Genomic DNA, 25,313 nt, shown 5'->3' on the forward strand with positions numbered 1-25,313 from the left:
GGCTGCGTTGTTCGCAGCGCCAGCTCTTGCGAGCCCGCCTTGCGCCGTGCGGTGCAATACCGTCGGGGCGCTCTGGCGTGCCTGGCCTCATTCATCGGCGGGTTCCGGGCGCCGGGGGGACTGTCTGCCTATAAATAGGCGTTGCTTGCTTATCGGGCCCTTGCCCCAAGCAGCTGAGTAGACACAGCACCCAAACCACTAACGCTACGCGGAACTCACCGCCGCTGAACTGCCTGATCCACCGCTATATTAATTAACTATGTAACGAATTTGACGCACGTGCCCGTCTTTTCATGCCGGCCCTGCGTCAAACCCCTACACTGATTAGATTCCGGCAAGCGCAATAGATTCCGTCTGCCGAATCATGAAACATTCTCTGTGTCACAACCTCTTTTCCGCCATCAGCCCTCGGCTGCGTTCCCGGCGGCGGAAAACCCTTGATTTTAGCGCATTTAGCGTAGGCCGGCACCCTTCAGTACGGTCATGCGGCTGGAAAGTTCCAGATAGCGCTTGCGCGCCTCTTCCGTCCCCAGACCGGCGGCCGCCAGCTTGGCCATTTCGGCCCGGGCGGAGTCGAACTCGATGCGGCGCAGCGCGTCGTCCCATTCGGTCTGCGGGTCCGGCAGGTCTTCCTGGGAAAGGATGTCCGCCCGCAGGCCCTTGAGCACCGTGGCCAGGTCCGAATCGGGCTCCGCGGCCTCCAGCAGCGCGCCGACGTGGCGGGCGCCGCTGGATTGCGCCAGCATGATCAGGTCTCTTACAAGACCTAGATGGGGGCCGTGGTCGATGACTTCAAGCTGCTGGTCGCCCATGGAGTCCACCAGTTCGGGGTGGGCCAGCAGCAGGCTCAGCAGGCGCTTGGCCAGCGAAGGCATGGTGCGGCGTCCCTCGAAGCCGCCGACGTCATCGTCGCGCCGGCCCTTCCAGCCCTTGCCGCCCTTCCAATCGCCCTTGCCTTTCCAGTCGCGCTTGCCCTGCCACTGCTGCCGGCCGCCCGGCGCGCCGCCGGCGGCGGATTCTCCGTCCGGAGACGGAAAATGGCCGTAGTCCGCATAATCGGACTCTTCGGCAGGAATGTCGTGGAAATCGTGGCCGCCGAAGTCGTAGCCCGGGTCCGGCGGCCCGCCGTCCTGGCCCTGCCCCTGGCCGGCCGGCTGCGCGCCTTCGGCCGCCCGGGGGCCGGGCGCGAAAGGCTTGGCCGGCTGCTGCGCCACCACTTGCGCCATTTCCTCCGGCGTGAGCTGCACCAGCTTGGCCATCTCGCGCTCGATCTGCACGCGCAGCGCGCATTCCGGGATGGCGGCCAGCAGAGGCTTGGCTTCGTGCAGGCAGCTTGCCCGCCCTTCGGCCTCGTCCATGTTGTGGCGCGAGGCGAGTTCGTCGAGCAGGAAGCGCGACAGCGCGACCGCGTCTCCCAGGCAGGCGCGGAAGGCTTCGGCGCCCAGTTCGCGCACGTACGAATCGGGGTCGTGCTCGGACGGCAGGAACAGGAAACGGATCGCGATGTCGTCGCGCAGCACCGGCAGGCAGGCCTGCAGCGCACGCCAGGCGGCGCGCCGCCCTGCGCCGTCGCCGTCGAAACTGAAGATCACCTTGTCGCTGGCGCGCAGCAGCTTTTTGACGTGGTCCGGCGTGGTGGCCGTGCCCAGCGTGGCCACCGCGTTGGCGATGCCCTGCTGCGCCAGGCCGACCACGTCCATGTAGCCCTCGACCACGATCACCTGCCCTTCCTGGCGGATGGCCTGGCGCGCCTCCCACAGCCCGTAGAGCTCCAGGCCCTTCGAGAACAGCGGGGTTTCCGGCGAGTTCAGGTACTTGGGCTCGCCCTTGCCGATGATGCGGCCGCCGAAGCCGATCAGGCTGCCGCGCGCGTTGCGGATCGGAAACATGATGCGTTCCCGGAACCGGTCGTAGCGGCGGCCGTCCTCGGACTCGATGACCAGGCCCGATTCCACCAGAACCGGATCTTCGTAGCTGGGAAACACATGCGACAGGCCGTGGCGGTCCGTGCCGGACCAGCCCAGGCCGAAATGCGCCGCGATTTCGCCGGTCAGGCCGCGCTGCTTCAGGTAGCGGATCGCCGCGGGCGAGGCCCGCAACTGCTTGAGGTAATGCGCCTGGGCGGCGTCGAGCACCTGCGTGTGGCGGGATTCCTCGGCCTTGCGGCGCGCGGATTCCTGCTGCTGGCGGGGGCTGCGGTTTTCTTCGGGGACCGTCATTCCCACCGAGCCGGCGAGCGTGCGCACGGCCTCGGGGAAACTGGCGCCCGTGTGCTCCATCAGGAAGGTGATGGCGCTGCCGTGCGCGCCGCAACCGAAGCAGTGATAGAACTGCTTGGTGGGGCTGACGGTGAACGACGGGCTTTTTTCGTTATGAAAGGGGCACAGGCCAAGCAAGTTGGCCCCACCCTTTCTCAACTGCACGTATCGCCCGACTATGTCGACGACGTCGACTCGGGCGAGCAAATCCTGGATGAATGACTCTGGAATCAATAGATTCGGGAATCAAAAATCAATACAGGCGCGGGGGCAGTTGTTGGCTACGGATGCGCTTGTAGTGGCGCTTCACGGCGGCGGCGTGCTTGCGCTTGCGCTCGGCCGTGGGCTTCTCATAGAACTCGCGCGAACGCAGCTCGGTGAGCAAACCGGTCTTTTCGATGGTGCGCTTGAAGCGACGCAGAGCGGCTTCAAACGGTTCGTTTTCCTTCAGTCGAACGATAGGCATAAAGTAATTGGCCTGCTTGTAGGGTAACAAAAGTTGATGACAAACCTGGCTTGCTTACCAGCAAACCCGCAGCATATCCGCAGTAAATTCGCAGTGAATCCTGCTACCAGGAGTATTTCTGCTGGCTGTTTCCGCTGGCTGTTTCCGTTACCCAAAGACTACCCAAAGAGTAACAAGCCAAGTTCGGTTTAGCGATAACCAGCGATTCTAGCATGGTCATGCCTGGTTTGACTACAGGCAGCGGCGATCCGAAGCCTGACGCCCCACCCGGCATGGCTGTGCGCTCAACTTTGCGAACCCTTGCGGATCCAGGCTTCGAGCTGATGCGGACGCAGGCTGTCGTAATCTTCGAAGGGCTGGTGGATCCAGGGATTGGTGGGGAGCTTGTCGACGTAGTAGTCGGGCGTGGCCAGGGAATGCCCCTTCCACCACAGCACGGCGCTGCGCAATTCGGTGATGTCGGGGAACTGGGCCTTGAGGTGATCGTAGACCTTGGTGAAGGTCTTGCCGGTATCGACCATGTCGTCCACCAGCAACACCCGCCCGGACAGCGTGCCGCGCGTGATGGTGATGAACTGGGCGATATCCATGTCGCCCTGCTTGGTGCCGGCGGCTTCGCGGTAGCTGCTGGTGGCCAGAATGCCCAGCGGTACGTCGAAAATACGGGACATAACATCGCCGACGCGCATTCCGCCGCGCGCCAGGCAAAGAATCTTGTCGAACTCCCAACCCGATTGATGCACCTGCAAGGACAGGCGCTCGATCAGGCGGTTGTAGTCGTCCCACGTCACCCACAGATGGCTGTCATCATTGGTCGGCGTGCTCATAGGCAAGCATCTCCTGCTTAATCAATACGAAAAGGCCGCCGCCGGTGTGAGACCGGCGGCGGCCTTGCGAATAATAACCCGAATAACGCCTTGTCAGCCCTTCAGCGGATGACGCAGCACAATGGTTTCGTTGCGGTCGGGACCGGTGGACACCAGGTCGATGGGCACGCCGCAGACTTCGGCCACGCGCTCCAGGTAGCGGCGGGCCGCCTGGGGCAGCTTGTCGTACTCGGTGATGCCGACGGTGGATTCGCTCCAGCCGGGCAGCTCTTCCAGCACGGGCTGGGCCTGGGCGACCGCGTGCGCGCCATAGGGCAGCACGTCGCGGAATTCGCCGTTGACGCGGTAGCCGACGCCCAGCTGGATGGTCTCGAGACCGTCGAGCACGTCCAGCTTGGTGATGCACAGGCCGGAAATGCCGTTCAGGCGCACCGAGCGCTTGAGCGCGGCGCCGTCGAACCAGCCGCAGCGGCGCGGACGGCCCGTGACCGAACCGAATTCCTTGCCGATGGTGGCCAGGCGCGTGCCGATCTCGTCGACCAGTTCCGTGGGGAACGGGCCCGAACCGACGCGCGTCGTGTAGGCCTTGGTGATGCCCAGGACGTAGTCGAGCTGCTGCGGGCCGACGCCGGCGCCGGCCGAGGCCGCGCCCGCGATGCAGTTGCTGCTGGTGACGAACGGATAGGTGCCGTGGTCGACGTCCAGCAGCGCGCCCTGCGCGCCTTCGAACAGCAGGCGCTGGCCGGCCTGCTGCATGGCGTACAGGTTGCTGGAGACGTCCTTGACCATCGGGGCGATGGCCGGCGCCAGCGCCATGGCCTGGTCGCGCACTTCGTTGGCGGAAACCGCCTCGGCGCCCAGGTACTTGGTCAGCACGAAGTTGTGGTAATCCAGCACTTCGGCGAGCTTCTCGTCGAACAGCTCGGGGTTGAACAGGTCCTGCACGCGGATGGCGCGGCGGGCGACCTTGTCTTCGTAGGCGGGGCCGATGCCGCGGCCGGTCGTGCCGATCTTGCCCTCGCCCTTGCGCGCTTCGCGCGCCTTGTCGATGGCGACGTGGTACGGCAGGATCAGCGGGCAGATTTCGGAAATCTGCAGGCGCGAACGGACGTCCAGGCCGGCGGCTTCAAGCTCTTCGATTTCCTTGAGCAGGGCTTCGGGCGACAGCACGACGCCGTTGCCGATGAAGCAGGTGACGCCGGGGTGCATGATGCCCGACGGGATCAGGCGCAGAATCGTCTTCTTGCCGTTGATCCACAGCGTATGGCCGGCATTGTGACCGCCTTGGAAGCGGACCACGCCCTGGACGGATTCCGCCAGCCAGTCGACGATTTTGCCCTTGCCCTCGTCACCCCACTGGGTGCCGATTACGACTACGTTCTTGCTCATGTTACGAATCAATATCGAGTTTCTCGGGAAATCCGGAAATCTCCCCGCGGCCCTCCCGTTGCCGGGAGGGAGTTAGTCACAGCGTTCTGACCGTCCAGGCGCCATCCTGCAGCGCCAGCTCGCGATCGCAAACGAATTCGTCCTGATCCTGCTCGTGACCGGGCAATACCTGAACGACGATTTCCCCCGACCGGCGCAGGCGGCGCACCGCCTCGGTCAGGGCGGGGGCTTGCCCCCAGGGCGCGCGTACCGCACGCGCCCGTTCCGCCGGCGCCAAACCCGCCGCCAGCTTGCGTAAATCGAGGCTGAAGCCCGTGGCCGGACGCGCGCGGCCGAAGGCGCGGCTCACGTCGTCATAGCGGCCGCCGCTGACCAGCGCGTCGCGCCAGCCTTCGGCATAGAGCGCGAACTTCACGCCGGAATGGTAGCCATAGCCGCCCACGTCGGCCAGGTCGACGCCGAACGCGACGTCGGGCATGGCGTCCACCACGACCTGCAGCGCATCCAGCGCGGCGGCCACGCCGGGCAGCAAGGGCAGTTCGCGGCGGGCCTGCTTCAGCACTTCGGGGCCGCCATACAGATTGGGCAGCAGCTTCAGGGCCTGCAGCGTCTCGTGGCGCAGGCCCGGCGCGCGCGCCGACAGCTCGACCAGGCCGGGCACGTCTTTTTCGCGCATCAGCAGGATGACTTCCTGCGACAGCGCGGCCAGGGCCGGGTCCGATTCGAGGATGGCGCGCAGCACGCCGGGATGGCAGAGGTCCAGCCGGGGATTGCGCACGCCGGCGATCGCGACGGTTTCCAGCACCAGCTGGATGATTTCGAGGTCCGCCTCGAAACCGGCATGGCCGTAGATTTCGGCGCCGATCTGCAGCAGCTCGCGGCTGGCCAGCAGGTCGGCCGGACGGGCATGCAGCACGTTGCCGCAGTAGCACAGGCGGGTGACGCCGGCGCGGTTGAGCAAGTGCGCGTCGATGCGCGTGACCTGCGGGGTCATGTCGGCGCGCACGCCCAGCGTGCGGCCGGACAGCTGATCGACCAGCTTGCAGGTGCGCAGGTCCAGATCGCTGCCGGTGCCCGACAGCAATGAATCGATGTATTCGACCAGGGGCGGCGCGACCAGCTCGAAACCGTACGTGCGGTACAGATCGAGAAGTTCGCGGCGCAGTTCCTCGATGCGCCGGGCCTCGGCCGGAAGGACATCGGCGAGGCTCTCGGGCAGCAGCCAGTTACCCATGAATGTTTACCTGAATAACGCCAAGTGATGCGTGGGCGTCGCCCAAACGAAAAGCGGCTGAGGGGCGTAAGCCCGCTCAGCCGCTGCGGAATGTTTTCTAGGTCGGGTAGGGACAGGCCATTGCTGGCCCATCCCCCCCTAAGAACCGTGCGTGCTAGTTTCCCAGCACACGGCTCAAGCGCAACGCGCGACCCTTTAGCTTACAGGTAAGTATAACCCGTTTGCTCGTTTGGATCATCTAAGCCCGTTTCCGGACCGGCTTCACAACAGATAGCCCAAGCGTGTGAACTCGGGTGTGACATACGGGATGTAACAGAACACGGTTGGACAGGGCATCCGACCCGCCATGCACCTTGTACACCAGGTGATGATCGTGCCACCCTGTTTCCATGTCCATCGGGCATCCGCACAAAGCGCAGCGTCCTTGCTGATCCACCCAAAGCGTCGCCCACTGCTTGCGGTACGCCATGTTTTGCAACAAGCGTTCCGATTGCAGGGCCTCACCATAGGCTTCCCAACTTGGATCAAAGGGGTTGTACGCCCCTTTGATTTTCTTATGCCGCACGATTGCCGTATCAACCAGCCGATACAGCATGCGCATCTGCCTTTGACCATCCTTGCCTACTGCGGGTGCTGCGAACATCCCCCTCCGATCTCCTACTGTTCGCCAATACTGCTTGAGCGACCAAAAAGTGGTCTTCTTGGGATGCCGCCGCTTTGCCCAACGCACTAGCCGCCAACGAATCAGCACGTCTAGTTTGTTGAACGTCGCCTTCGACACAACGGGGCTGTGATACTGCGACCAGCCCCGCAATACTGGATTAAGCAACGCGATCAGATCGACCTGTCTAGCCGACAAGTTTTCTCCGATGATTTCCCTGACCTTGCCATAGAACGCCTTGACGTTCTTCTGACTCGGCTTGATGAGCAACTTTCCAGAGTACTTCCTGAAATTCCACCCGAGGAAATCAAAACCTTCATCGATGTGGATGATGCGCGTCTTTTCCGTGGACAGTTGCAATCCTCGAACCGCAAGAAAGCGTTCTATCCAAGGCCTGACTTCAGTATCCAGCACGTCTTTCGATGCACCGGTAACAATGAAGTCATCCGCGTATCGGACCGCATGGACTTTCAACCGTTTGGCCTTAGTCCAACCCAGCTTCGTACCCAGGTACTCTGCCAAGTCCGTTTCCAGCTTATTGAGCGTCACATTCGCCAAGGTAGGGGAAATAATCCCTCCCTGTGGCGTACCAGCAGTAGTAGGCTGCAACTGGCCTTTGTGAATCACGCCGGCCTTCAACCACTTGCGCAACACTCGCCGGTCCATAGGGACGTTGGCGAGCAGCCACTCATGGTTGATCCAGTCGAAACAACCCTTGATATCCGCTTCCAGTATCCATTGGGCCGAAGCCCTGCCGGACAATGTGACGAATATCTGAGCCATCGCATCGGCCGTCGAACGTCCTTTTCTGAACCCATACGAGTTCGGATCGCTCGTCGATTCCGATACCGGTTCCAGTGCCAGCAGATACAAAGCCTGCATGGCGCGGTCCCGCATGGTAGGAATGCCCAGAGGGCGCTCCTTGCCATTGGATTTGGGGATATAGACCCTCCGTAAAGGCAGAGGCCGATATCCCGGTTGCCGCAACCTTCCGATTGCCTCCCACTTGCTCTCGGGCGAGTCCCACAGCACACGGTCGACACCTGCCGTCCGTTTGCCTTGGTTCTCTGTCACTCGCCTGACCGCCGATGCTTTGGCGGAAAACGAGCGGACCAGCGATCTTTGCAGGGCTTTCACCCTACGCCAATCGCCCGCCTGCGTAGCCTTCGCTATACGTATCTGCATAGCCCTCACATTCCGCACGACTCGCCGCCAGTCTATGGTCGGCCAGCTATCCGGGACGCGCGAGGACGCAGAACTGGGATTAACAGTTTCTTCCATGCTGAACCTCGGGGTAGTAAGACCCTAAGAGGACGCACGGCTCCCCGAAGGGATGGTGAGTCCCTTCGGGCCTGTAGAAAAACACGAGACATGAAAAACCATGGCTCGCTACCTGGACTGATACAGCCGTCAGCGACGGTTGCACCACGTGGAAGTCTGCTGCCTTTCGGCCGGGGCAAAGTTCGAACCCCTATCCCGCCCATTACAGGCGGGCCTTCGCTTTCTCCACGATCCTCTACCCCCTCCGCCAACAGATTGCCTTGCGGCTTTCCTGCCTTCGTCGCCTGAGCGATTGGGGCGGCGAGTGGGGTTTACCACGTTCCCTCGATTACCGGCGCAACCCAATACCAGCGTTGCGCCTGCCCGTTTAGGACCCATCTCTCCCCCGGTAGCTTTGGATGACGACGTGACCGCACGTAAGACGCGGCCAACCAGCTACGATGCCTTTTGGCTACGGCCCAAAAGCAGCTTTGGCCGTTCAATAATCACGGGGGTTCAGACGATGGTTCACATTACGTTGCCCATGCGGGACTAGCCTAGCCTCTCATCCGCCCTGGCTGCTGGCAGAATCCATCCCCAGCCTCACGGCAGTGGATACTGTTGGAATACACAGGAGTACATTGTCGAGTGGGCTTCAGACAGGGCCGTTACCGATCCTGCCCGCCACTGTAGGCTACCGTCAGTCGTATGACGGGTCACAGCGACACCACGAAAGTGCGTGTGACAAGGCAATCGAGAGCATTTCGCTCGTTGTGATGAGAAAACTCCATAGTGAAAAGCATGGGAAACCGAGGTTTCCGTGTATCTTTCACCCAGGGCCGATACTACTTTGGAGCCGAGCCCTGTTTCTTTACTACTCCGCAGCTTACGCTGCGTCTCTCTAGGGCAGCCACAAGGGCTGCAAAAGGTGCCGATTTATTTAAAGAGGCCCGACGACCTCCAAGGGCGATGCTGATTTACCAGGGCATCAACCTGGGACACGAGCGATTCGTGTCGCACCTTACGCGGTATTGTACATGGTTCGGCGGCCAGCGCCAGCCGGAACTTCCCGGGCGCGGATCGGCCGCGCAAAGCCGTCCCCATTATGCTGGCAGGCCCGCAAACAAAAAGCCCCTTGGGAATCCAAGGGGCTTTAGCGATGGCGCTAGCGGTATCGCATCACTTGGCCGGCACGGTGACCGGAGCCAGGGCGGCGCCCGACGGGTCCTTCATGAACTGGAAGAAGCTGGAGCTGGGGTCGACCACCAGCACGTCGCCCGGCTTCGAGAACGAAGCGCGGTAGGCTTCCAGGCTCTTGTAGTACGTGTAGAACTGCGGGTTCTTGCCGTAGGCCTGCGCGTAGATCGACGCCGCGGCGGCATCGCCCTCGCCCATGATGCCCTGGGCCTTGGCGTAGGCCTGGGCCACGATCACTTCGCGCTGGCGGTCGGCTTCGGCGCGGATCTTCTCGCCTTCGGCGGCGCCGATGGAGCGCAGCTCGTTGGCCACGCGGGTACGCTCGGCCTCCATGCGGCGATACACCGATTCCGAGATCTCGGGCGCGAACTCGATGCGGCGCAGGCGCACGTCGACGATCTGCACGCCCAGCGGTTCGGCGCGCTTCGCCACGTTGGTCAGGATCTCGGCCATGATCTTGTCGCGTTCGGTCGAGACCACGTCGCGCACCGTGCGCACGTTGACCGAGGCGTTGAGCGCGTCGCGGATCAGCGCCTGCAGGCGCTCCTGGGCCACGCGTTCGTTGCCGCCCGTCGAGACGTAGTACTGGCGCGGATCGAGGATGCGCCACTTGACGTAGGAATCGATCAGCAGGTTCTTCTTTTCGGAAGTCTGGATGCGTTCGGCTTCGTTGGTTTCGATGGTCAGAATGCGCTTGTCGAGGGTCACGACATTCTGGAACGGCGGCGGGGCCTTGAAGTACAGGCCGGGTTCGTTGATGGTCTTGCGCACTTCACCCAGCGAGAACACCAGGGCGTAGTCGCGCTCGCGCACGACGAAGACGCAGGAAGAAAGGGCGGCCAGCACGATGAGCAGGCCGACCAGGACAGGCATGAGACGTTGCATGATCAGGACTCCTCCGGGTTAGCGCGACGTACGGTCGCGGGGCAGCGCGTTGCTGGTGCTGCTGCCGGAAGACGGGGCCTGCGGCACGGCGCTGCCGCGCAGCGGCGGCTGGGCCGGCTGGCTGGACAAGCCCGACGAACCGGCGCTGCCGGCGGCGGACTCGCTGGCGTCCTGGGCCGCCAGATGCATGATCTTGTCCAAGGGCAGGTACAGCATGTTGTTGTTGCTCTTGGTGTCGACCATGACCTTGCTGGCGCGGGTGAAGATCTCCTGCATGCTGTCGAGGTACATGCGCTGGCGCATGACCGCCGGGGCCTTTTCGTATTCGCCGAGGATGCTGGTGAAGCGCGAGGTATTACCCTGGGCGTCGCCGACGACCTTGGCCTTGTAGCCCTCGGCCTGCTCCAGCATGCGCGAGGCCTGGCCGCTGGCCAGCGGCACGACCTGGTTGGCGTAGGCCTGGCCTTCGTTGATCTGGCGCTCGCGGTCCTGGCCCGCCTTGACGGCGTCGTCGAACGCGGCCTGCACCTGCTCGGGCGGCTGCACGTTCTGGATGGCGACGGTGCTGACCTGCACGCCGGTCTGGTAGCGGTCGAGGATCTGCTGCATCAGCGCCTGCACCTGCGAAGCGACCGTGGTGCGGCCTTCGTACAGCACGAAGTCCATGGTCTGCTTGCCCACGACTTCGCGCATGGCCGTTTCCGAGGCCTGGCGCACCGATTCGTCGGGGTCGCGGGTCATGAAGAGGTAGTCGGGCGCGCCGTCGGCGCGCAGGCGGTACTGGACGACGAACTGCATGTCGACGATGTTCTCGTCCGTCGTGAGCATCAGCGCTTCGGGCAGGACCTTGTTGCGCGCGCCGCCGCGGAAACCGACTTCGAAGGTGCGCAGCTGCGAGACGTTGACCATCTCGTGGCTCTGGATGGGATACGGCAGGCGCCACTGGAAGCCGGCTTGCGACGTGCTCTTGTATTTGCCGAACTGGGTCACGACCGCGACCTGGCCTTCCTGCACGATGTAGAAGCCGCTGGCCAGCCAGATGCCGGCCGCCACCAGGGCGACCACGCCCAGGCCGATGCGCGCGCCGCGAGGCGAAGGCGGCGTCATGCCGCCCCGGTTGCCCGGACGGTTGTTGCCGCCGCCGCCCTTGCGCCCGAACAGCGATCCGATGCGATTATTGAAATCGCGCCAGACCTCGTCGAGATCGGGAGGGCCGTCTCCATTGCCTTGCGGCCGCTTGGGCGGCGGCTCGGAGCCGTTGTTGTTCCCACGACCCCAGCCGGGGTCATTCAGATTGAAGAGTTTGATAATTCGCGGCATTGTTTCCCACAATCTGTCCGATCTCCGCAATTGCCCCGCGCAACGCGTCCAGACCGGCGCGCTCGGTGGCGCTTACAAATACTCGCGCAATCGTACCATGTGCATCGCGCTCCACCCTGGGTTCCAGTCCTGCCCGGTCGATCTTGTTGTATACGAGAATGGTGGGAATGGCCGCGGCGCCGATTTCCGCCAGGACCTTGTTGACCTCGAAGATCTGCTCGTCGCGCTGCGGACTGGCGGCGTCGACCACGTGCAGCAGCAGGTCGGCATGCACGGTTTCCTCCAGGGTGGCGCGGAAGGCCGCGATCAGGCCGTGCGGCAGGTCACGGATGAAGCCGACCGTGTCCGACACCACGACCGAGCCCGCCCCTTCTATCCAGATCCGGCGCGTGGTGGTGTCCAGCGTGGCGAAGAGCTGGTCGGCCGCGTAGCTGTCGGCGCGGGTCAGCGCATTGAAGAGCGTGGACTTGCCGGCGTTGGTATAGCCGACCAGCGACACCGACAGCGCGCCGCCGCGGGCGCGCGCGCGGCGCTGGGTCACGCGCTGGCGCTCGACCTTGTCCAGCCGCTCGCGCAGCACCTTGACCTTGGCGCCGATCATGCGCCGGTCCATTTCGAGCTGCGATTCGCCCGGTCCGCGCATGCCGATGCCGCCGCGCTGGCGCTCCAGGTGGGACCACATGCGGGTCAGGCGCGTGGCCAGATGCTGGAGCTGGGCCAGTTCGACCTGCAGCTTGCCTTCGTGGCTCTTGGCGCGCAGCGCGAAGATGTCCAGGATCAGCGCGACGCGGTCCACCACCCGCAGGTTGAAGGCGCGCTCCAGGTTGCGCTGCTGGGCCGGCGACAGGGGCTGGTCGAACAGGACGATATCGGCCAGCAGCGCCTTGGCCATGGCGACGCCCTCATCGGCCTTGCCCGAGCCGATGAAGTACTTGGCGTCGGGCCGGTCGCGACGCGCGGTCAGGGTGCCGACGATTTCCGCGCCGGCGCCCTTGGCCAGCATGGCGAATTCCTCGGCATGGGCGGTGAAGTCCGGATCTCCCAGATCCACGCTGATGATCAAAGCGCGCATACATGCAACCTATTGGAGCCAAAGCGAAAATGCCCGCCGACGTCGACCGTCCGGCGGGCAAAAAAAGGTACAGCTGGAGCGAGATTACTCAGCAGGGACTTCCACCTGAAAGTTGACGGCGCGCGCGGGGACGACCGTGGAGATGGCGTGCTTGTAGACCATTTGCGTGACCGTATTGCGCAGCAGCACAACGTACTGGTCGAAGGATTCGATTTGCCCTTGAAGCTTGATGCCGTTCACCAGGTAGATCGACACGGGCACATGGTCCTTGCGCAGCGTGTTCAGGAACGGATCTTGCAGAGTTTGCCCTTTATTGCTCATTGGCCAGGCTCCATTTGTTTGTTATTGAATGATGGCGTACTTCTGTACTGGTGGGGTACGCCGAAACGCATACTCTACAGGGTTTTCCCGGCCCGTGCTACTTGGCCGGCATGCAAAAAGTGACACCAGAGTTTTCCGGCTGGAAGGCCCTGGGCGCCGCCTCTTCAACCCCGCAGAATCTCGGCCAACGCGCCCAGCAGCAGCCCGCATTCGGCCTCGGTGCCCACGCTGATGCGCAGGAACTGGTCGATGCGCGGCTGGCGGAAATGGCGCACGATGATGCTGCGTTCGCGCAGCGCGGCGGCCAGGCCGGCGGCGTCCTGCGACGGGTGCCGGGCGAACACGAAATTCGCCGACGACGGCAGCACCTCGAAGCCCAGCGCCTGCAGGCCGGCGGTCATGCGCGACCGCGATTCGATCACGGCCTGCCGGGTGCGTTCAAAGTACTCCGTATCCTCCAGCGCCGCCACCGCGCCGGCCGAGGCCAGGCGGTCGATCGGATAGGAGTTGAAACTGTTTTTTACCCGCTCCAACCCTTCGATGAGCGCGGCGCCGCCCACCGCAAAGCCGACCCGCAGGCCGGCCAGCGAACGCGACTTGGACAGGGTCTGCACGACCAGCAGGTTGTCGTAGCGCGAGGTCAGCGCAATGACGGATTCGCCGCCGAAATCCACATAGGCCTCGTCCACCACCACCACGGCGTCGGGATTGCCGGCCACGATGCGCTCGACCTCGGCGGCCGTCAGCGCGCGGCCGGTGGGCGCGTTGGGGTTGGGGAAGATGATGGCGCCCGCCGGGCCGCTGCGCGCCGGCAGGTAGTCCTCGACGTCGATGCGGAAGTCGGCGGTCAGCGGCACCGTTTCGTACTGGATGCCATACAGGCCGCAGTAGACCGGATAGAAGCTGTAGGTGATGTCGGGAAAGCGCAGCGGACGGTCATGCTTGAGCAGCGCCAGGAAAACGTGCGCCAGCACTTCGTCGGAACCGTTGCCCACGAACACCTGGCCGGGCTGCACGCCGACGGTCGCGGCGATGGCCTGGCGCAGCCGGTCCGACGAGGGGTCCGGATACAGCTTGAGCGCATCGTCGCAGGCCGCGCGGATCGCATCGAGCACCTTGGGCGACGGGCCGTAGGGGTGCTCGTTGGTATTGAGCTTGACCAGGTTCTGAAGCTTGGGCTGCTCGCCCGGGACATACGGACTGAGCGTCCCGACCACGGGACTCCAGAAACGGCTCATGGATCAGCTTTCCTGCGTGTAGGGGTTGTGCGAGGACTTGAATTCGATGCGCAGCGGCGTGCCCGCCAGATCGAACGCGTTGCGGAAACGCGCTTCGAGATAGCGGCGGTAGGAATCCGGCACGGCGTCCAGCGCGTTGCCGTGGATGACGACCAGCGGCGGGTTCTGCCCGCCCTGGTGCGCATAGCGCATCTTGGGACGGAAAATGCCCTTGCGGGGCGGCGGCTGCTGCTCGACGGCGGCCTGCAGTTCGCGCGTGAGCTTGGGCGTGGACAGCTTGGCGAAGGCCGCGGCGTGGGCCGCGTTGATGGACTTCAGCAGCGGCTTGACGCCCTGCCCGCGCAGCGCCGAAATGGTGTGCATGCGCGCGAACGACAGGAAGCGCAGCTTGCGCTGGAATTCGCGCTCGATGCGCTCCTTGGCCTCGCCGTCCAGGCCGTCCCATTTGTTGATCGCCACCACCACGGCGCGCCCGGTCTCCAGCACGAAGCCGGCGATGTGCGCGTCCTGCTCGGAGATCTCGGTCTGGGCGTCGAGCATCAGCAGCACGACGTTGCTGGCCTCGATGGCCTGCAGCGTCTTGATGACGGAGAACTTCTCGACCGCCTCGAACACCTTGCCGCGCTTGCGCAGGCCCGCGGTGTCGATCAGCGTGTAGCGGCGGCCGTCGCGCTCGAAGTCGATCTCGATGGCGTCGCGGGTGGTGCCGGGCATGTCGAACGCGATCACGCGCTCTTCGCCCATCAGGGTGTTGATGAGCGTGGACTTGCCCACGTTGGGGCGGCCCACGATGGCCAGCTTGATGCGGTGGTCGTGCTCGCCCTCTTCCTGCGCGGGTTCCTCGGCGGGCGGGCCGGCCAGGTCGGCCAGGGCCAGCTCGATCAGGTCGACGATGCCGTCGCCGTGCGCCGCCGAGATCGGATAGGGCTGGCCCAGCCCGAGCTCGTGGAATTCGGAGACGGCGGCGCCGGCGCCCATGCCTTCGGCCTTGTTGACCGCCAGCAGCACGCGCTGCTGGCCGGATTTGCGCAGCAGCTGCGCGATCTCGTGGTCATGGGCGTTGATGCCGGCGCGGGCGTCGACCAGGAACACCACCACGTCGGCTTCGGCGATGGCCTGGCGCGTCTGGCGGGCCATCTCGAGCAGGATGCCGTCCTTGGCGACGGGTTCGAAGCCGCCCGTATCGATGACGATGAAGGGGGTATCGCCCACCCTGCCCTCGCCATAGTGGCGATCGCGGGTGAGGCCGGAATAATCGGCCACCAGCGCGGCGCGCGATCGCGTCAGGCGGTTGAAGAGGGTCGACTTGCCCACATTGGGGCGGCCGACCAGGGCGACGACAGGCTTGAAGGACACGGTGTAAGGCTTTTCTATAGGATTAGTTGGCGCCGATCAGGACGAGGTTGCCATTGCCCGTCTGGACCAGCACGCCTTGGGAGGTGGTTTGCGGCGGCGATACGATCGCGCCGCCGCCCACGGACAGGCGGGCCATCAGGCTGCCGTCGCTGCGCGACAGGAAATGCACGTAGCCGTCCAGGTCGCCGACGGCGAGCGCGCCGCCCAGCAGGGCCGGGGCGGTGAGCTGGCGGTTCTTCAGGGCGGCCTGCTTCCAGACGTTGCCGCCGTTGTCCAACGCGAAGGCGTTGACCACGCCGTTCTGGTCCGGCACGTAGGCGAAGCGGTCGTCCAGCGTGAGGCCGCTGACGCTGGAGAAGTCCTTGGCCCACATGGGACGGCCGCCGGCGGTCACGTCGAAGCAGACGACGCGGCCCTGGTAGGCCACGCCGCAAAGCAGGTTGCCGGCGATGCGCGGCGCGCCGACCACGTCGGTCAGGCGTTCGAGGTCGCTGGCGCCGCGCGGCGTGGCGACGGTGCCTTCCCATTGCACGTTGCCGCTGTTGGAGGCGATGGCCATCAGCTTGCCGCCGGGCAGGCCGGTGATGACCAGGCCTTCGGCCAGGACCATCTGCGACACGCTGCGCAGGGCCAGCGCCGGGCCGGGACGCTGCACGTTCCAGACGCGCTCGCCGCTGTTGGCGTCGAAGGCCTGGATGCGGTAGTCGCCGCTGCGCACCACGACGATGCCGTAACCCACCACCGGCGGGATGCTGACGTCGCTGGTGGCGCGAACCTTCCATTTGACCTTGCCGGTGTCGTCGAAGGCGATCACGTCGCCGTCGGGCGAGGCCACCGCGGTGGTGGTGCCGTCGCTGCCGGCGCCGGCCGACAGCTTGCCGTCGACGCTGGCCTTCCAGATGACCCGGCCGCTTTGCAGATCGAACTTGCCGACCGAGCCGTCCGGCGTGGCGGCGTAGATGGCGTCGCCCAGCACCGTGGGCGAGAAGCCCAGGCCGGAGCCGCTGCCGATCGAGGCGGACCAGACCTGGCGCACGGACATGCCGGCCTTGTATTCGGTCAGGGGCGCGGGATCGTAGCGGCCGTCGTCATGGGAAAACATGCCGCAGCCGCCCAGGGCGAGCAGGCTTGCCAGCAAAACGGCGCCGCGCCACTTGCGGCCAGGTGCAAATTTACGCATTACAGTCACGCTCCGCTCAGGGCATCGAGTTTGAGTTGCACGACCTGGGTCAGGGGATTGCCCGCGCCCAGCCCGTCGATGGCGCTCTGCCACGCCGCGCGGGCCTCGTCGCGCTTGCCCTGCGCAGCGAGAATATCGCCGCGGCGGTCGGCGTACAAGGCGGCGAAGGCCGGCGGCGGATTATTGAGCTGCGCCAGCGCGCCATCGTACTGTTTCTGGTCCAGCATCATGCCGGCCAGGCGCAGGCGCGCCACGGCCTGCATGGACGGGTTCTTGCCCTGGGCGGCCAGCCATTCGAGCTGCTGGCGCGCGCCGGCGTCGTCCTTCAGGGCCTGCAGGGCCTGGGCCGCCACCAGCGCGCCGCGCGCGGCGTAGCCGGTGGCCGGATAGTCTTCGCGCAGGGTCGCAGCGGCCGTCTTGATGCGCACCGCCGAGTCGGCGCCGCCCAGCCGGGCCGCGTCTTCGAGCGCTTCGAAGTAGCCCATGGCCTGGTTGGCGCGGTGCGCCTGGTAGGCCTTCCAGCCCCACCAGCCGCCCCAGGCCAGCGCCACCGCCACGGCCAGCGAGACGACCAGCGTGCCGTAGCGGGCCCACCAGGCCTTGATCGCGTCGAGTTTTTCCTGTTCTTCCAGATCGTATGCCATGCATTAACCCTTGATGTTCAATACGTCGGCCAGTTGCGCCAACGGGACCCGCTGCTGCGCGTTCTCGCCCTGCTCTTCGGCGCGCAGGAACTTGACGCTGGCGGCCTGGGCGGCCACTTCGTCGGCGCCAAGAATAACCGCAACCCGGGCGCCGCTGGCGTCGGCGCGTTTGAATTGGGACTTAAAGTTACCGGGACCGGCGTGCACCACGACCGACAGGCCGGCGTCGCGCAGGTCTTCGCCGACGCGGGCGGCCAGGCGCTGGGCGTCTTCGCCCTGGTGCACGATGTAGACCTCGCATTCGGCCGGCGCGGGCATCTGCACGCTCTGCTCCCACAGGTCCAGCAGGCGCTCCATGCCGATGGCGAAGCCCACGGCCGGCGCGGGCTTGCCGCCCAGCAGTTCGATCAGGCCGTCGTAGCGGCCGCCGCCGCAGACCGTGCCCTGCGCGCCCAGCCTGTCGGTGACCCACTCGAACACGGTGAGGTTGTAGTAGTCCAGGCCGCGCACCAGGCGCGGATTGAGGCGGTATTCGATGCCGGCGTCGGCCAGCAGACGGCACACGCCGTCGAAGTGGGCGCGCGATTCCTCGCCCAGGAAGTCGAACAGACGCGGCGCGCTGTCGGCCATTGCCTGCATGGCGGGGTTCTTGGTGTCCAGCACGCGCAGCGGGTTGCTGTACATGCGGCGCTGGCCGTCCTCGTCGAGGATGTCGCGGTGCTTTTCCAGGTGCTCGATCAGCGCGGCGCGGTGGGCAGCGCGCTCGGCCGGCTGGCCCAGCGAGTTCAGTTCCAGGCGCACGTCGGTCAGGCCCAGCAGCTTCCACAGGCGGGCCAGCATGACGATGAGTTCGGCGTCCACGTCCGGGCCGGCGTAGCCCAGCGCCTCGACGTCGATCTGGTGGAACTGGCGGTAGCGGCCGCGCTGCGGGCGCTCGTGGCGGAACACGGGGCCGATGCTGTAGACGCGCTGCGGACGGTCGTAGAGCAGGTTGTGCTCGATCGAGGCGCGCACGATGCCGGCCGTCATTTCGGGGCGCATGGTCAGCGATTCGCCGTTGAGCGCATCGTTGAAGGTGTACATCTCTTTTTCGACGATGTCGGTCACTTCGCCGATGCCGCGCGCGAACAGGCGCGTATGCTCAAGCACGGGCGTACGCACGTTGCGGTAGCCGTAGCTGCGCAGCCAGCCGCGCACGATTTCCTCGAATTGCTCCCAGCGGGCGCTCGCCCCCGGCAGCAGGTCGTTCATGCCGCGTATGGCGGCGACTTTCTGGAAAGCTTGAGTCATCTTCATCATGCCGCAACGCGCGCCCGAAAGCGCGCCGGCGGCTACACCCTTACTTTAGTGAGAGGCGGACGCGCCGTAGCGGCGCGCGACGTAGTCTTCAACGATGGCCTGGAACTCTTCGGCAATATGGTCGCCCTTGAGCGTGACCGTGCGTTCGCCGTCGACGAACACCGGCGCGGCCGGCACTTCGCCGGTGCCCGGCAGGCTGATGCCGATGTCGGCATGGCGGCTTTCGCCCGGCCCGTTGACCACACAGCCCATCACCGCGACGTTCATGCTTTCGACGCCGGGGTACCGGGCGCGCCAGACCGGCATCTGGCGGCGCAGATAGCCCTGGATGCTGTCGGCCAGTTCCTGGAAGAAGGTGCTGCTGGTGCGCCCGCAGCCGGGGCACGCCACGACCATGGGCGTGAAGGCGCGCAGGCCCATGGTCTGCAGGATTTCCTGGGCCACGATGGCTTCGCGGCTGCGGTCGCCGCCGGGTTCCGGCGTGAGCGAAATGCGGATGGTGTCGCCGATGCCCTGCTGCAGCAGCACGGCCAGCGCGGCGGTCGAGGCCACGATGCCCTTGCTGCCCATGCCGGCCTCGGTCAGGCCCAGGTGCAGCGGATAGTCGCAGCGGGCCGACAGGTCGCGGTAGACGGCGATCAGGTCCTGCACGTGGCTGACCTTGCAGGACAGGACGATGGCGTCGCGGCGCAGGCCGAGCTCTTCGGCGCGCTGCGCGTTGCTGATGGCCGAGACCACCAGCGCGTCGCGCATCACCGCCTGGGCTTCCCAGGGCTGCGCGCGGCGGCTGTTTTCGTCCATCTTGCGCGCCATCAGTTCGTGGTCGAGGCTGCCCCAGTTCACGCCGATGCGCACCGGCTTGTCGTGGCGGCAGGCCACTTCGATCATCTGCGCGAAGTTGTCGTCGCGGCGCTTGCCCCCGCCCATGTTGCCCGGGTTGATCCGGTACTTGGACAGGGCCTGGGCGCATTCGGGAAACTGCGTCAGCAGCTTGTGGCCGTTGTAGTGGAAGTCGCCCACCAGCGGCACGTCCACGCCCATGCGGTCGAGCTGCTCGCGGATGGCGGCGACTTCGCGCGCGGCCTCGGGCGTGTTCACCGTGATCCGCACGAGCTCGGAGCCGGCCTGGGCCAGCTCCTTGATCTGGATCGCCGTGGCGATGGCGTCGGCCGTGTCGGTGTTGGTCATGGACTGCACCACGACCGGGGCGTCGCCGCCCACCCTGACGACGCGATCGCCCCACTTCACCGCCACCGAACGCGTGGCGCGGCGCGCTGCGGCCCCCACGGAGGGAGGCGGCGCATCCTGGCAAGGCAGAGAAGAATCTTGCATCGATGGAACCGGGTTACTTGATCGGTTTGGGCAACCAGCCGGCCGGCAGCCAGTCCTGCGGCAGCCAGCCTTGCCAGAACGCGTACGCCACGCCGGCGGCCAGCACCAGCACGATGGCGAACAGCCAGCCCCATGAGGTCGAGGACGAACGGTCGTCGTCGCCGCCGGACTGCGGGATGGCGTGCGCCGTATGCAGGGAGCCGGGGCTGAGCTTCACCGGGCCGGTGACGCGGGCCTTGGGGTCCAGCGAATCGACGATGGCCTGCGAATCCGCGCCCAGCAGGCGCGCGTAGTTGCGCACCAGGCCGCGCAGCGAAACGCCGGTGGGCAGCATCGCCCACTCTTCGTTTTCGAGGGCCTCGATCTGCTTGGGGGAAAACTTGATGCGGCTGGACACTTCATCGAGCGACCAGCCCTTGGACTGGCGCAACGCGCGCAAAGCCGAGCCCACGCCGCCGGCGGCGTCGGCGGCCGTCGCTGGAACTGCAGAAGCGATATCCTGCGTCATGCATGCACCTGTTTTATTGGTATGGTCTGGCGCTGTGCGGCGTTGCGCTCGGTGATCCGGGTGCGGTCGCGCACTTCTCCGGCCAGCTGGCCGCAAGCCGCGTCGATGTCGTCGCCGCGGGTCTTGCGCACGGTGGTGATGATGCCTGCGTCCATCAGGCGCTGGGCGAACACCTTCACGCGCGCCGAGTTCGAGCGCTTCAGGCCGGACTCGGGGAAAGGATTGAAGGGAATCAGATTGAGCTTGCAGCGCAGCTGGCGCGCAATCTGGATCAGTTCCCTGGCGTGCTGGTCGGTATCGTTGATGCCGTCCAGCATGCAGTATTCAAACGTGATGAAGTCGCGCGGGGCGTACGCCAGGTAGCGTTCGCAAGCGGCCAGCAGCTCCTTCAGGGGGTACTTCTTGTTCAGCGGCACCAGTTCGTCGCGCAGCGCGTCGTTGGGCGCGTGCAGCGACACCGCCAGGGCCACGGGGCAGTCCTGCGACAGCCGGTCCATCATGGGGACCACGCCGGAGGTCGAGACCGTGACGCGGCGGCGCGACAGCCCGTAGGCGTTGTCGTCGAGCATCAAGCGCAGGGCCGGCACGACCTGGTCGTAGTTGAGCAGGGGTTCGCCCATGCCCATCATGACCACGTTGCTGATGACGCGCGTGTCTTCGGTGGCGCGGGCGCTTTCCAGGCGGGCGGTGCCGATGTCGGCTTCCAGCACGCGCTTGGCCCACCACAGCTGGCCGATGATCTCGCTGGTCTTGAGGTTGCGGTTGAAGCCCTGGTGGCCGGTCGAGCAGAAACGGCAATTCACCACGCATCCGGCCTGGCTGGAAATGCACAGCGTGCCGCGGTCGTCCTCGGGGATGAAGACGGTTTCGATGGCGTTGCCCTGCCCCACGTCGAACAGCCACTTGCGGGTGCCGTCGGACGAGCGCTGCTCGGTATTGACGGGCAAGGCCTCGATGCGGCAGTGCGTGGCGAGCTGGCCCCGGAACTCGCGGGCCAGGTCGGTCATGGCGTCGAACGAATCGGCGCCGCGCTGGTGCATCCAGCGCTGCAGCTGGCGGGCGCGAAACGGCTTGCCGCCCCACTGCCCGACGAGTTCGGACAGGGCGGAGCCGTCCAGCCCCAGCAGATTGATTCGTTCGGCGGATTCCATGACCTGGGTAAAACTCAAAAGCTAGAACGGCGCAGCCGAAATCAACGGCTGTGGATGTTCATTTCGGGGAAGAAGAAGGCGACTTCGACAGCGGCCGTTTCCGGCGCGTCCGAGCCGTGCACGGCGTTGGCGTCGATGCTGTCGGCGAAGTCGGCGCGGATGGTGCCGGGAGCAGCCTTCTTGGGGTCCGTGGCGCCCATCAGGTCGCGGTTCTTCTGGATGGCGTCTTCGCCTTCGAGCACTTGCACGAAGACCGGGCCCGAGACCATGAAGTCGACCAGGTCCTTGAAGAAGGGGCGCTCTTTGTGCACGGCGTAGAAACGCTCGGCGTCGGCGCGCGACAGCTGGGCCAGGCGGGCGGCGATGACCTTCAGGCCGGCTTGCTCGAAGCGGCTGACGATCTGGCCGATGACGTTCTTGGCGACGGCGTCGGGCTTGATGATCGAGAGAGTGCGTTGAATGGACATAAAGAACTCCGAATGCTGATTTCTGACTGGTTTCTAATCAATTGCCTGCGCGGCGCTGCGAAGCACATCGCGCTGCTGGCGCACAGGCAGGGATTCGACACTGCCGACCTGTCGGACCGGCCCCGGATTGGCATCGGGGGCTCCGGATAGGCGGTTTTCAATCGCGCGTTTCCGAAGGAATCCTCAATGAATTCAGGGACTTCTAAAAGGTTTACAGTAACCCGGTATTCTAACACGCTGATAAGACCGCATTACATCTTAAAATGAGCGGTTTGCTGCCCGCCCCTCAGGCCGGGCGACCCTGTCTGCCGGAACCCTGTAATGACTCAAGCTGCTCCCCCGAACGCCGCGACGCCCGCGAACGCCGTCCCGGAACAAACCCAGGAACTCGCCAAGAGCTTCGAACCCGCCGAACTGGAATCCCGCTGGTACGCCGAGTGGGAACGCCGCGGCTATTTCCAGGCGGGCCAGCACGTAAAAAGCGGGACGGAAAGCCAGCCCTACGTCATCCAGTTCCCGCCGCCTAACGTGACGGGCACGCTGCACATGGGCCATGCGTTCAACCAGACCATCATGGATGGCCTGATCCGCTACCACCGCATGCTGGGCAACGACACCGTTTTCATCCCCGGCACCGACCACGCCGGCATCGCCACGCAGATCGTGGTTGAAAGACAGCTCGACGCCCAAAAGGTTTCGCGCCACGACCTGGGCCGCGAGAAATTCGTGGAAAAGGTCTGGGAATGGAAGGAACAGTCCGGCAACGCCATCACCGGGCAGGTCCGCCGCCTGGGCGCCTCGGCCGACTGGCCGCGCGAGTACTTCACCATGGACGAGCGCATGTCGCGCGGCGTGGTCGAGACCTTCGTGCGCCTGCACAAACAGGGACTGATCTACCGCGGCAAGCGCCTGGTCAACTGGGACCCCAAGCTGCTGACCGCCGTGTCCGACCTGGAAGTCCAGTCCGAAGAGACCGACGGCCACATGTGGCACATCCTCTACCCCTTCGTCGACGGCCCGCAGACCATCGTCGACAAGGACGGCCAGAGCGTCACGCTGCGCGGCCTGACCATCGCCACCACGCGCCCGGAAACCATGCTGGCCGACGGCGCGCTGTGCGTGCACCCCGACGACCCGCGCTACAAGCACCTGGTCGGCAAGGAAGTCGAACTGCCGCTGTGCGACCGCAACATCCCCATCATCGCCGACGACTTCGTCGACCCTGAATTCGGCACGGGCTGCGTCAAGATCACCGGCGCGCACGACTTCAACGACTACGCCTGCGCGATGCGGCACAACCTGCCGCTGATCGTGATCTTCACGCTGGACGCCCACATCAACGAAAACGGGCCCAAGCAGTTCCAGGGCCTGGAGCGCTACGAGGCGCGCAAGGCCGTGGTGGCGCAGCTGGAGGCCGAAAACTATCTGGTCAAGGTCGAGCCGCACAAGATGATGCAGCCCAAGGGCGACCGCACCGGCGTGGTGCTGGAGCCCATGCTGACCGACCAGTGGTTCGTGGCCATGAGCAAGCCGGCGCCCGAAGGCACGCTGAACCCCGGCAAGAGCATTACCGAGGTCGCGCTGGAAGTCGTGGCCGACGGCCGCATCCAGTTCTACCCGGACAACTGGACCACCATCTACAACCAGTGGCTCAACAACATCCAGGACTGGTGCATCTCGCGCCAGCTCTGGTGGGGCCACCAGATCCCGGCCTGGTACTCGGAAGACGGACAGGTGTTCGTGGCGCACGACGAGGCCGAAGCCACCGCGCAGGCCCGCGCCGCCGGCGTGACCGGCGAGCTCACGCGCGACCCGGACGTGCTCGATACCTGGTTCTCGTCCGGCCTGGTGCCCTTCACCACCCTGGGCTGGCCGGAAAACACCCCGGACCTGCAGCGCTACCTGCCCTCCAGCGTGCTGGTCACGGGCTTCGACATCATCTTCTTCTGGGTCGCGCGCATGGTCATGCTGACCACGCACCTGACCGGCCAGATCCCGTTCAAGCACGTCTACGTGCACGGCCTGATCCGCGACGCCGACGGCCAGAAGATGAGCAAGTCCAAGGGCAACACCCTGGACCCGGTCGACCTGATCGACGGCATCGACCTCGACGGCCTGGTGGCCAAGCGCACCTTCGGGCTGATGAATCCCAAGCAGGCCGGCGCCATCGAGAAAGCCACGCGCCGCCAGTACCCGGACGGCATCCCCGCCTTCGGCACCGACGCGCTGCGCTTCACCATGGCCGCCTACGCCACGCTGGGCCGCAACATCAACTTCGACCTGAAGCGCTGCGAGGGCTACCGCAACTTCTGCAACAAGCTCTGGAACGCCACGCGCTTCGTGCTCATGAACACCGAAGGCCACGACCTGACGGGCGCCGACGCCGGCGAACTGTCCTTCGTGGACCGCTGGATCGTCAGCCAGCTGCAGACGCTGGAAGCCGACGTGGCGCGCGGCTTCGCCGACTACCGCTTCGACAACGTCGCCAACGCGCTCTACCGCTACGTGTGGGACGAATACTGCGACTGGTACCTGGAACTGGCCAAGGTGCAGATCCAGACCGGCACCCCGGCCCAGCAACTGGGCACGCGCCGCACCCTGATCCGCGTGCTGGAAGGCGTGCTGCGCCTGGCCCACCCCATCATTCCCTTCATCACCGAAGAGCTGTGGCAGAAGGTGTCGGTGGCGGCCGGCAAGCGCAAGCCGGGCGAAGCCGCCAGCGTCAGCGTGCAGCCCTACCCGCAGGCCAATCCCGACGCCGTCGATACCGCGGCCGAGGCCGACGTGGCCGAGCTGAAGGCCCAGGTCGAGGCGGTGCGCGCGCTGCGCGGCGAGATGAACCTGTCGCCGGCCCAGAAGGTGCCGCTGTGCGCCCAGGGCGACGCCCCGACGCTCAAGCGCAACGCCCCCTACCTGGCGGCGCTGGCCAAGCTGAGCGAAGTCGAGGTCCTGGACGCCCTGCCCGACGCCGGCGCGCCGGTGCAGGTCGTGGGCACCAGCCGCCTGATGCTGCACGTCGAGATCGATGTGGCCGCCGAGCGCGTGCGCCTGGACAAGGAGATCGCGCGCCTGGAAGGCGAAATGGCCAAGGCCAACGGCAAGCTGTCGAACGCCAGCTTCGTCGAACGCGCCCCGGCGGCCGTGGTCGAACAGGAAAAGTCGCGCCTGGCGCAGTTCGGCGAAACCCTGCAGAAGGTGCGCGAACAGCGCGCCAAGCTGGGCGACTGACAGTAATTCCGCGAAAAAAA

At 65.3% G+C, this 25,313-nt stretch carries 20 protein-coding genes; 1 reads left to right on the forward strand and 19 read right to left on the reverse strand.

The window, feature by feature from the left end:
* Nucleotides 1–452: 452 nt before the first annotated feature.
* The 19 genes from dnaG to ndk all read right to left on the reverse strand — a co-directional run bounded on the left by dnaG (nt 453) and on the right by ndk (nt 22,065).
* Complete coding sequence (dnaG, locus tag C1I89_RS05500) at nt 453–2,492, reverse strand: DNA primase (protein WP_102771718.1); 2,040 nt, start codon at nt 2,490–2,492, stop codon at nt 453–455.
* A gap of 19 nt (nt 2,493–2,511) precedes the next feature.
* Entirely contained in the window at nt 2,512–2,724 is a 213-nt protein-coding gene (gene rpsU, locus C1I89_RS05505; RefSeq protein WP_006218592.1) for a 30S ribosomal protein S21, read from the reverse strand.
* Between the two features lie 284 nt (nt 2,725–3,008).
* Complete coding sequence (locus C1I89_RS05510) at nt 3,009–3,551, reverse strand: phosphoribosyltransferase (protein WP_102771719.1); 543 nt, start codon at nt 3,549–3,551, stop codon at nt 3,009–3,011.
* 93 nt (nt 3,552–3,644) lie between these two features.
* The gene (locus C1I89_RS05515) at nt 3,645–4,940 is read right to left on the reverse strand and encodes an adenylosuccinate synthase (RefSeq protein ID WP_168202332.1); all 1,296 of its coding nucleotides are present in this window, start codon (nt 4,938–4,940) and stop codon (nt 3,645–3,647) included.
* A 76-nt stretch (nt 4,941–5,016) separates the two neighbouring features.
* Nucleotides 5,017–6,174: an ATP phosphoribosyltransferase regulatory subunit gene (locus C1I89_RS05520; protein ID WP_102771721.1), complete on the reverse strand. Its 1,158-nt coding sequence runs from the start codon at nt 6,172–6,174 to the stop codon at nt 5,017–5,019.
* Between the two features lie 238 nt (nt 6,175–6,412).
* Entirely contained in the window at nt 6,413–8,116 is a 1,704-nt protein-coding gene (gene ltrA, locus C1I89_RS05525) for a group II intron reverse transcriptase/maturase (protein WP_102771722.1), read from the reverse strand.
* A gap of 1,158 nt (nt 8,117–9,274) precedes the next feature.
* Nucleotides 9,275–10,177 (reverse strand): protease modulator HflC, encoded by a 903-nt coding sequence (gene hflC / locus C1I89_RS05535; RefSeq protein WP_102771724.1) that lies wholly within the window; start codon nt 10,175–10,177, stop codon nt 9,275–9,277.
* A gap of 18 nt (nt 10,178–10,195) precedes the next feature.
* Nucleotides 10,196–11,497, reverse strand: coding sequence for an FtsH protease activity modulator HflK (hflK, locus tag C1I89_RS05540; RefSeq protein WP_102771725.1), 1,302 nt, complete (start codon nt 11,495–11,497; stop codon nt 10,196–10,198).
* The gene (hflX, locus tag C1I89_RS05545; RefSeq protein ID WP_102771726.1) at nt 11,463–12,569 is read right to left on the reverse strand and encodes a GTPase HflX; all 1,107 of its coding nucleotides are present in this window, start codon (nt 12,567–12,569) and stop codon (nt 11,463–11,465) included. The genes hflK and hflX overlap by 35 nt, the downstream gene beginning before the upstream one ends.
* A gap of 84 nt (nt 12,570–12,653) precedes the next feature.
* Complete coding sequence (gene hfq / locus C1I89_RS05550) at nt 12,654–12,890, reverse strand: RNA chaperone Hfq (protein ID WP_006218585.1); 237 nt, start codon at nt 12,888–12,890, stop codon at nt 12,654–12,656.
* Between the two features lie 164 nt (nt 12,891–13,054).
* The gene (gene hisC / locus C1I89_RS05555) at nt 13,055–14,128 is read right to left on the reverse strand and encodes a histidinol-phosphate transaminase (protein WP_102771727.1); all 1,074 of its coding nucleotides are present in this window, start codon (nt 14,126–14,128) and stop codon (nt 13,055–13,057) included.
* Between the two features lie 3 nt (nt 14,129–14,131).
* Entirely contained in the window at nt 14,132–15,484 is a 1,353-nt protein-coding gene (der, locus tag C1I89_RS05560; protein WP_102771728.1) for a ribosome biogenesis GTPase Der, read from the reverse strand.
* Nucleotides 15,485–15,506: 22 nt separating this feature from the next.
* On the reverse strand, nt 15,507–16,664 hold the full coding sequence (gene bamB, locus C1I89_RS05565; RefSeq protein ID WP_102771729.1) for an outer membrane protein assembly factor BamB: 1,158 nt from the start codon (nt 16,662–16,664) through the stop codon (nt 15,507–15,509).
* 5 nt (nt 16,665–16,669) lie between these two features.
* The gene (locus C1I89_RS05570; protein WP_102771730.1) at nt 16,670–17,308 is read right to left on the reverse strand and encodes a YfgM family protein; all 639 of its coding nucleotides are present in this window, start codon (nt 17,306–17,308) and stop codon (nt 16,670–16,672) included.
* Between the two features lie 3 nt (nt 17,309–17,311).
* A complete protein-coding gene (gene hisS / locus C1I89_RS05575; RefSeq protein ID WP_102771882.1) occupies nt 17,312–18,598 on the reverse strand; it encodes a histidine--tRNA ligase in 1,287 nt (428 codons plus the stop codon).
* A 54-nt stretch (nt 18,599–18,652) separates the two neighbouring features.
* Complete coding sequence (ispG, locus tag C1I89_RS05580; protein ID WP_102771731.1) at nt 18,653–19,939, reverse strand: flavodoxin-dependent (E)-4-hydroxy-3-methylbut-2-enyl-diphosphate synthase; 1,287 nt, start codon at nt 19,937–19,939, stop codon at nt 18,653–18,655.
* Nucleotides 19,940–19,952: 13 nt separating this feature from the next.
* Nucleotides 19,953–20,447 (reverse strand): helix-turn-helix domain-containing protein, encoded by a 495-nt coding sequence (locus tag C1I89_RS05585; protein WP_102771732.1) that lies wholly within the window; start codon nt 20,445–20,447, stop codon nt 19,953–19,955.
* Nucleotides 20,444–21,598, reverse strand: coding sequence for a 23S rRNA (adenine(2503)-C(2))-methyltransferase RlmN (rlmN, locus tag C1I89_RS05590; RefSeq protein ID WP_102771733.1), 1,155 nt, complete (start codon nt 21,596–21,598; stop codon nt 20,444–20,446). The genes C1I89_RS05585 and rlmN overlap by 4 nt, the downstream gene beginning before the upstream one ends.
* 41 nt (nt 21,599–21,639) lie before the next feature.
* Nucleotides 21,640–22,065 carry a nucleoside-diphosphate kinase gene (gene ndk / locus C1I89_RS05595; RefSeq protein ID WP_102771734.1) on the reverse strand — a complete coding sequence of 142 codons (426 nt, stop codon included), beginning with the start codon at nt 22,063–22,065 and terminating at the stop codon, nt 21,640–21,642.
* Nucleotides 22,066–22,386: 321 nt separating this feature from the next.
* Between ndk and C1I89_RS05600 the strand changes: the two genes are divergently transcribed.
* Nucleotides 22,387–25,293 carry a valine--tRNA ligase gene (locus tag C1I89_RS05600; protein WP_102771735.1) on the forward strand — a complete coding sequence of 969 codons (2,907 nt, stop codon included), beginning with the start codon at nt 22,387–22,389 and terminating at the stop codon, nt 25,291–25,293.
* The last annotated feature ends 20 nt before the right edge of the window (nt 25,294–25,313 follow it).

Origin of the sequence: Achromobacter pulmonis (assembly GCF_002885955.2) — a bacterium.
GTDB lineage: Bacteria > Pseudomonadota > Gammaproteobacteria > Burkholderiales > Burkholderiaceae_B > Achromobacter > Achromobacter pulmonis_A.